The sequence below is a fragment of the Mesorhizobium sp. M4A.F.Ca.ET.050.02.1.1 genome, from assembly GCF_003997725.1.
Lineage (GTDB): Bacteria > Pseudomonadota > Alphaproteobacteria > Rhizobiales > Rhizobiaceae > Mesorhizobium.
In genome coordinates this window covers 1-7,506 of record NZ_RZSG01000256.1, presented here as the reverse complement: position 1 = coordinate 7,506, position 7,506 = coordinate 1, and the positions used below count along the sequence as shown (strand labels likewise).

Below are 7,506 nucleotides of genomic sequence, written 5' to 3'. Positions count from 1 at the left end.
GACAAAGGACGGTTCATGCGAATCACCTGATATCAGTTGGATTTTGCAATGCAAAAGCTAGAGAAGGCGAGAGTTGGCGCGAATTAAGGCATCGCCGTCCCCATTCCAATCGCCAAATTTTGTCGTGCGTTCACGAATACGCGAGATAAACGACAATCCTATGGCCTTTTCTGCCCTAGAATCGTTGCGCCCAGCCGCTCCAATGAGGCGCGCAAGCCATCGTCCTCGATCTTGCCGACGGTTCGCGAAAGCTTCGCCTTCTCCGCGTCGTTGAGCGGTCTCGGCGCCGGTTTCGGGCGGGCCTTTCCGGACAGCACCGGCTTTTGCACGATCTTGATGCGGCCAATAGCGCTAAAGCCGAGGAAGGAATTGACGCGATTGATGATTTCCCCGGCTTCATGCTGCAGGTGGAGCGCCGCCATGCCTTCGCAGGCGATCACCAGCACCGCAGGTTCGAACGGGTCGTCCTCATGCAAGCGACGCGGCCACTGGATCTTTTCCGGGCGCGAGCGCCCGGCTAGCCGGGGTCCGGCGATCTCCTCCCAGGACTGCACCAGCCCGATCGAGATGCCTGCGCGCTTCTTCAACACCGGATCGAGGATCTCGGTTGCGAGATCGCTCACCGGGACGGGATTGCCGTAGGGCTTTTTCCCTGCCATGTGCGTTCTCCAATCCCCGAGCTCATCCGATCAATGGCACCGCACGACCAGACCCGCAAGGCCGCATCCGGCGAAAGCAGCGAAGCCCTTTCAGGCGGTGTCGCCTCCCGCCTGCTCGCCTGGTACGACGCGCATCACCGCGACCTGCCGTGGCGCGTCGCGCCCGGGGCGCTGGCCGGCGGCGCAAGGCCAGACCCATACCGCGTATGGCTCTCGGAAGTCATGTTGCAGCAGACGACTGTCGAAGCGGTCAAAGCCTATTTTCGCGCATTCCTCGAAAAATGGCCTGACGTCGGGACGCTGGCGGCGGCGCCCGTCGAGGATGTCATGAAGGCCTGGGCCGGGCTCGGCTATTATTCCCGGGCGCGCAACCTCAAGGCCTGCGCCGATCTGGTCGCCGGGCGCGGCGGCCGCTTTCCGGACACGGAGGCCGGGCTGCGTGAGCTGCCGGGGATCGGCGCCTATACGGCGGCGGCGATCGCAGCCATCGCCTTCGACCGGCCGGCGGCCGTCGTCGACGGCAATGTCGAGCGCGTCGTGTCCAGGCTCAATTCAATCGCGACGCCGCTCAGCGAGGCCAAGCCCGAGATCCGCGCGCTGGTCGAGCAGATGGTTCCGGCAAGGCGGCCCGGCGATTTCGCCCAGGCGATGATGGATCTCGGCGCCACGCTCTGCACGCCACGGCGGCCGCGCTGCATGCTGTGCCCGCTGCGCGAGGATTGCAGCGCCATCCTCTCAGGCGATCCCGAGCGTTTCCCGGTCCGCCTGCCCAAGGACGACAAGCCGCTCAGGCGCGGCGCGGCGTTCGTGGCCGAGCGCAATGATGGCGCCATCCTCCTGCGCAAGCGCCCGGAAAAGGGCCTGCTCGGCGGCATGACAGAGGTACCGACGACGTCGTGGAGCGCAAGGGTGGACGGCGCGACCACGGAAGCCGCGGCGCCCTTGCCTGCCGACTGGCGGCACGCCGGACGGATCGCCCATGTCTTCACCCATTTCGCGCTCGAACTCGAAGTCTTTCATGCCCACATCAAAGGCGATGCGCCGGATGGGCATTTCTGGTCGCTGGCCCATGAAATTTCCGGGGAAGCGCTGCCCACCGTCATGAAAAGGGTAATCGAAGCGGCGATACCGGGCGCGACCAGAAGACAGCGCCCGCAGTGATGGGCGGAACTAGCGAAGGACCCGCATGACCGAAATCCGCCACATCGTGTTCGACATCGGCAAGGTGCTGATCCACTACGATCCGGATATCCCGTTCAGCCGCCTTATTCCGGATGCCGGGGAGCGGAAATGGTTCTTCGACAATGTCTGCACGCATGACTGGAACCTCGAGCAGGACCGCGGGCGGAGTTGGGATGAGGCCGAGGCGCTGCTGATCGCCGAGTACCCGAGCCATGCGGAGAATATACGCAATTTCCGCCGGCATTGGCACGAGATGGTGCCGCATGCCTATGACGACAGCGTCGCCATCATGATCGGCCTGATCGAGACCGGCCACGATGTGACGATGCTGACCAACTTTGCCTCGGACACGCTTGCCGAAGCCCGCCAGCGTTTCGACTTCCTCAACCGTCCGCGCGGCGTGACCGTTTCGGCCGACATCCGCCAGATCAAGCCGGATCGCGCCATCTACGATCATCATGTCGCCGCGTTCGGCCTCGAACCGTCCGCGACGTTGTTCATCGACGACAGCCAGAAGAATGTCGACGGCGCCAAGGCGGCCGGCTGGCAGTCTGTGCTGTTCACCGACGCCGAAACGCTCAAGACAGACCTCGAGCGTTACGGGATCAAGGCCTGATTTGAATTGTTTCGGACGATGACGTTCCGATTAAACTTTAATGGCGAGCGTGCGGGGGTCAGGCCCCTGCCCGCTCCATGCCGAGACGCGCGATGCGGCGCAGCTCGTCGATCGGGGTGAGGCCACCGCTGCGCTCATAGTGCCAGAAGGTCCAGCCGTTGCAGGCGTCGAGCCCCTGCACCTCGGCGCCGATCTTGTGGATCGAGCCGGCGCTGTCGCCGATCGCCACCGTGCCGTCGGCGCGCACCTTGGCTGCCCAGCGCTTCTTGGCGTCGTAGAGCGTGGCGCCCGGCGCCATCAGGCCGGTGTCGATCAGGCTGATGAAAGCGACGCGCGGCTCGGCGCGCTTGCCGGACAATACGGTCAGGTCGGCGCCTTCCAGCGGCCGCACCGCGTCGATGCGCTCATTGGCGGCGTCGATATAGGCCTGCTCGCGCTCGATGCCGACGAATCGCCGGCCGAGGCGCTTTGCCACCGCGCCGGTGGTGCCGGATCCAAAGAAGGGATCGAGCACGATGTCGCCCGGCTTGGTCGAGGCCATCATGATGCGGGCGAGCAGCGCTTCCGGCTTCTGCGTCGGATGCAACTTGTCGCCATTGTCGTTCTTCAGCCGCTCCTGGCCGGTGCAGATCGGGAACAGCCAGTCGGAGCGCATCTGGACATCGTCGTTCGAGGCCTTCAGCGCCTCGTAGTTGAAGGTGTAGCCCTTGGCCTTTTGGTCGCGCGAGGCCCAGATCATCGTCTCATGCGCGTTCTGGAAGCGGCGGCCGCGGAAGTTCGGCATCGGATTGGTCTTGCGCCAGACGACGTCGTTGAGAATCCAGAAGCCGAGATCCTGCATCTTGGCGCCGACCCTGAAGATGTTGTGGTAGGAGCCTATGACCCAGATAGTGCCGTTGGGCTTCAACACGCGCCGCGCCGCCAGCAGCCAGGCGCGAGTGAAGGCGTCATAGGCTTCAAAGCTCTCGAACTGGTCCCAGTCGTCGTCGACGGCGTCGACCTTGGACTGGTCGGGCCGGTGCAGGTCGCCGTCGAGCTGCAGGTTGTAGGGCGGATCGGCGAAGATGACGTCGATGGACTTTTCCGGCAGCCGGTCGAGGGCCGCGACGCAGTCGCCCTTGAGGATGGTGTCCAGCCATTCGGATTGCTGGGGAGCGTGGGAAAGCTCGTCGAGAAGACGCACGGCTGACATTTTTACACCCAAGGCACGCGTTACTGTTTACTGTCCGTTATGGTTACCGATCAGCGTAAATATTCGGTGAAGGGCGCGACCGCCCGGCGGTCAAAAGCTTCGTGAATTTGCGAAGCCCGGCCGCTTGGTGTATGCCGCGCCGCCTGAGCCGCATCAGGCCACCTTTTTCCCACGTTCCGGATCGCCATGCCCCAGCCAGACCTTGTCATCTTCGATTGCGACGGCGTGCTCGTCGATTCTGAAATCATCGCCGCGCGCATCGAGGCCGAGCTGCTGACCTCGGCCGGTTACGAGATATCGCCGGAGGAACTGGCCGAGACCTATGCCGGGCTGACCTTCAAGGACATCATGATGCGGGTGGAGGAGAAGTCCGCCATCCCCTTCCAGGCTTCGCTGATCGACCGCGCCGAGACGCTGGTCGACCGCAAGCTGCGCAGCGACGTGCGCATCATCGACGGCGCGCTCGAGGCGGTGGCGTCCGTCACCGTGCCGCGCGCGGTCTGCTCCAACTCTCGCACGGAGCGGGTCGAGTTCATGCTGGAGAAGGTAGGGCTGCTGCCGTTCTTCACCGGCCGCATCTTCTCGGGGCTCGACATACCCAGCAAGAAGACCAAGCCCGCCCCGGACGTGTTTCTCTATGCTGCCGAAAAGCTCAACGCGAAGCCGGAAAACACATTCGTGATCGAGGATTCCGTGCATGGCGTCACCGCCGCCAGGACGGCCGGCATGCGCGTCATCGGCTTCACCGGCGCCGGCCACAGCTATCCGGGCCATGCCGACGCGCTGACCGAAGCCGGCGCGGAAACGGTCATACGCCGCTGGGCCGAGCTGAAAAGCGTGATCGCCGCCCTGTCGGAATGGTCGGCGGACGCCTGAAGCGGCTCAGCTTGTCACAGAAATCGCTGATCCTCTCTAAGTATTTGTTTTTACACAATTCCACACAGCAAACCGCTACGTCCGCTTCCGAAGGTCTTACTGTAGGCCTGGCCTTTCGCTTACCAAGTTTTGGGCCGGAGACGAGGTCCTACGCGCGTGTTGTCAACGTCGACAGTTGATCGGTGTCGTAACGGTTTCGCAGATCGGCGAGCGCTTTTGGATCCGGCGCACCCTGCGCCGCGAGTTTGGCGAGCTCTTCGAAGTAATGCTCGTGGCCAGGCGGAGAAACTGTCATCAACACGCGTGCCGGTTTCTCGCTGACATTCGTGATGTTGTGCGGCACTCCCGGCGGGATGAACACATGGGTACCGGGCGTTGCGCGGATCATCTTGTCGCCGACATGCCACTCACACTCGCCTTCGAGCAGGTAGAAGGTCTCCTCCTGCACCCGGTGAACATGCCGCCCGGTGGCGAACTCCGGTGGAATCGTCCAGTCGAACATGCTCATGTGCTTGCTATTCTCGCCGGTGACGAGGAATGACATAGGATGGCCACGCAGCATGACGCCTTTCCTCTCATCGGGCATGCGGATGACGGCATTGGCGCTCATATGATCCTCCTGTGGTTGGGCGCTACCTCTGGCATTTGCGCAACATCGGCCGCCCATGCCCGAAAGTCGTGAATCCCTTCGCAAAAATTTGCTAAAAGACTCGAATGACAGTCAGGGGCGACCTCTACCAGTTCGGCCCGTTCCGCCTCGATCCGGAGGTGGGCATTCTCTTTTACGGCGCTGAGCCGACCATGCTTGGGCAACGCGCGACTGCGCTGCTGTGCCTGCTGATCCAAAACGCCGGCGTACCCGTGTCCAAGGACGCGCTGATTGAGACCGGTTGGGGCGGATTGGCGGTTGCCGACAACAATCTGACGGTTCAGATCGCAGCCCTGCGCCGAGTGCTGGCCGACGCCGCGAATGCCGAGAGCTGGATCGAAACACTGCCGCGCCGCGGCTATCGCTATGTCGGGCCGGCTGTCGCCACGAATATTCGCGATACCTCGGTCGCCACCCGCGCCGAGTCAGCCCCGATCTTGCCCGAGAAGCCCTCCGTCGCGGTCCTGCCGTTCTCGAATTTGAGCGGCGATCCGCAGCAGGAGTACTTTGCCGATGGGATGGTCGACGACATCATCACAGGCTTGGCGCGCATCAAGTGGTTGTTCGTCATCGCACGAAACTCGACCTTCACCTACAAAGGTCGCGCCGTGGACGTGAAGCAGGTCGGCCGCGAGCTTGGCGTTCGCTATGTCCTCGAAGGCAGTGTGCGCAAGGCCGGCAGTAGCATGCGTGTTACCGGGCAGATGATCGATGCATCGACCGGTGCGCATGTATGGGCCGAACGCTACGACCGCAGCTCCGAAGACATCTTTGCGCTTCAAGACGAGATCGCGCTGTCAGCAGTGGGCGCGATTGCGCCGAGCGTGCGGAAAGCCGAAATCGAACGTGTCAGACGGAAGCGCCCTGACAGTCTCGACGCCTACGATCTCGTGCTGCAAGCGCAGCCTGACGTCGATTCAGGTATGCCGGAGCAAGTGACCAGAGCGCTGGTGCTTCTCGAGCGCGCCATCGCGCTCGAACCAGCGTATGCGCTGGCGCATGGCAATGCCGCGATGTGCCACCATTGCTTGTTCCTTCGCGCCGGCCTGCAGGAGATCAACCGTACCTCTTCCATCCGCCACGCCCGGTCGGCCATCGTCCATGGACAAGACGATGCACTCGCCTTGACGTGGGCCGGCTTTTCCATCGGAATGGATGCACACGATCGCGCCGCTGCATTCACGACGTTGGAAGCAGCCCTCGTCATCAGCCCGTCATCGGCGCTGACCTATATTCTTGGCAGTGTCATTCTGGGATGGAGCGGCGAAGCGGAGCGCGCGATAGAATGGAGCGCGCAGGGCATGCGGCTAAGCCCTTTCGATTCGTGGGCCTGGGCCGCATTTGACGCCCAGGCAATGAGCCATTTGCTGCGAGGCCGTTACGAAGAAGCCTGCCGCGCGGCTTACAAGTCCGTTCAAGCCAATCCAGCGCATAGTATCACATATGTGCAATTGGCCGCCGCGCTGGCCAAGCTTGGCCGATTGGACGAAGCGAGGGCGGCCGCCGCGCGCGTGCTCGAGCTCCAGCCGGCCTTTCGCTACAGCCGCCAGTTTGCAGGCGTGAATTGCGCGCCCGCGCTCGCAAAGGCTCTTGGCAGCGCGCTACGGGACGCCGGATTGCCGGAGTAGCCCGACCAGCGACACGCCGTTGTCCTTTGAATTGGTTGTAACCGGAGCGCGACGACGACTTGCCGCCAACTCTCCAGCCTTCGTCCAGCTTGCGTCAATCAGGCTGCAGCTGCGCGCCAATGCATCCGCGCATCAGTTTGTCGCCGGGGCGGACTTTTTCTTCCGCTTGCCCTTGTCGGTGGCGGCTTTCGGCGCGTTTTCGTCATAGCCGGCGAAGGCCTGGTAGTCCTTTGCGGTCGGCTCGGGCACGATGACGTTCGGGTCGGTGAAGACGAACTGCGTCGCGGCCGAGGGATCAGTGATCTGGACCTGATACTGGTGGATCTGCGAATAGAGCACATCCGTGCCGTGCATCACCGCAACGCGGATCGGCATCGTGATCGTGCCCGGTGCGAACATCGGCCCCGGCACGACCCTGCCGGCCACCGCGATCTTCATCGACAGCTGGCCGTTGCCACGGCTGCAATCGCGGGTCACGTCGGTAATCGAGGCCTGGTAAATGATCTTGGCGGGATCGCGATCCGGATCGACGAGGGTGCCGTCGGGCGCGGCCTGGGCGGCAGTGGCTGCCTCGGCCGCCTGCGCGGCATCCTTCTTCTTGGGCTTGGCGCCGCCCTTGGCATAGATGTTGAAGTAGGCGGTGCCATCGCGCAGCGTCACTTTCGGGCAATAGGCCTGCAACTGGCTGGAAAGCACCTTGGGGT

Annotated in this window: 8 protein-coding genes; 4 read left to right on the top strand and 4 right to left on the bottom strand. The window is 63.2% G+C overall.

The features are described from left to right. Window positions 1-158 precede the first annotated feature (158 nt). Complete coding sequence (locus EOA33_RS17855; RefSeq protein WP_126055896.1) at window positions 159-659, bottom strand: DUF721 domain-containing protein; 501 nt, start codon at window positions 657-659, stop codon at window positions 159-161. A 33-nt stretch (window positions 660-692) separates the two neighbouring features. On the opposite strand from EOA33_RS17855, the gene mutY reads away from it, so the two are divergent. Both mutY and EOA33_RS17845 read left to right on the top strand, forming a co-directional pair. Next, window positions 693-1,820 (top strand): A/G-specific adenine glycosylase, encoded by a 1,128-nt coding sequence (gene mutY, locus EOA33_RS17850; protein ID WP_126055897.1) that lies wholly within the window; start codon window positions 693-695, stop codon window positions 1,818-1,820. 25 nt (window positions 1,821-1,845) lie between these two features. Continuing rightward, window positions 1,846-2,457: an HAD family phosphatase gene (locus EOA33_RS17845; protein WP_126055898.1), complete on the top strand. Its 612-nt coding sequence runs from the start codon at window positions 1,846-1,848 to the stop codon at window positions 2,455-2,457. Window positions 2,458-2,515: 58 nt separating this feature from the next. On the opposite strand, the gene EOA33_RS17840 is transcribed toward EOA33_RS17845, so the two are convergent. Then, window positions 2,516-3,649 carry a site-specific DNA-methyltransferase gene (locus EOA33_RS17840; RefSeq protein WP_127406204.1) on the bottom strand — a complete coding sequence of 378 codons (1,134 nt, stop codon included), beginning with the start codon at window positions 3,647-3,649 and terminating at the stop codon, window positions 2,516-2,518. Window positions 3,650-3,835: 186 nt separating this feature from the next. On the opposite strand from EOA33_RS17840, the gene EOA33_RS17835 reads away from it, so the two are divergent. Further along, entirely contained in the window at window positions 3,836-4,525 is a 690-nt protein-coding gene (locus tag EOA33_RS17835; RefSeq protein ID WP_127406203.1) for an HAD family phosphatase, read from the top strand. A 148-nt stretch (window positions 4,526-4,673) separates the two neighbouring features. On the opposite strand, the gene EOA33_RS17830 is transcribed toward EOA33_RS17835, so the two are convergent. Next, entirely contained in the window at window positions 4,674-5,135 is a 462-nt protein-coding gene (locus EOA33_RS17830) for a cupin domain-containing protein (protein WP_127406202.1), read from the bottom strand. A gap of 104 nt (window positions 5,136-5,239) precedes the next feature. Between EOA33_RS17830 and EOA33_RS17825 the strand changes: the two genes are divergently transcribed. Further along, entirely contained in the window at window positions 5,240-6,802 is a 1,563-nt protein-coding gene (locus tag EOA33_RS17825; protein WP_127406201.1) for a winged helix-turn-helix domain-containing protein, read from the top strand. A 132-nt stretch (window positions 6,803-6,934) separates the two neighbouring features. Here the strand turns inward: EOA33_RS17825 and EOA33_RS17820 are convergent. Beyond that, window positions 6,935-7,506 (bottom strand): hypothetical protein (locus EOA33_RS17820; protein ID WP_127406200.1); only part of this gene is annotated, 572 nt, incomplete at its 5' end.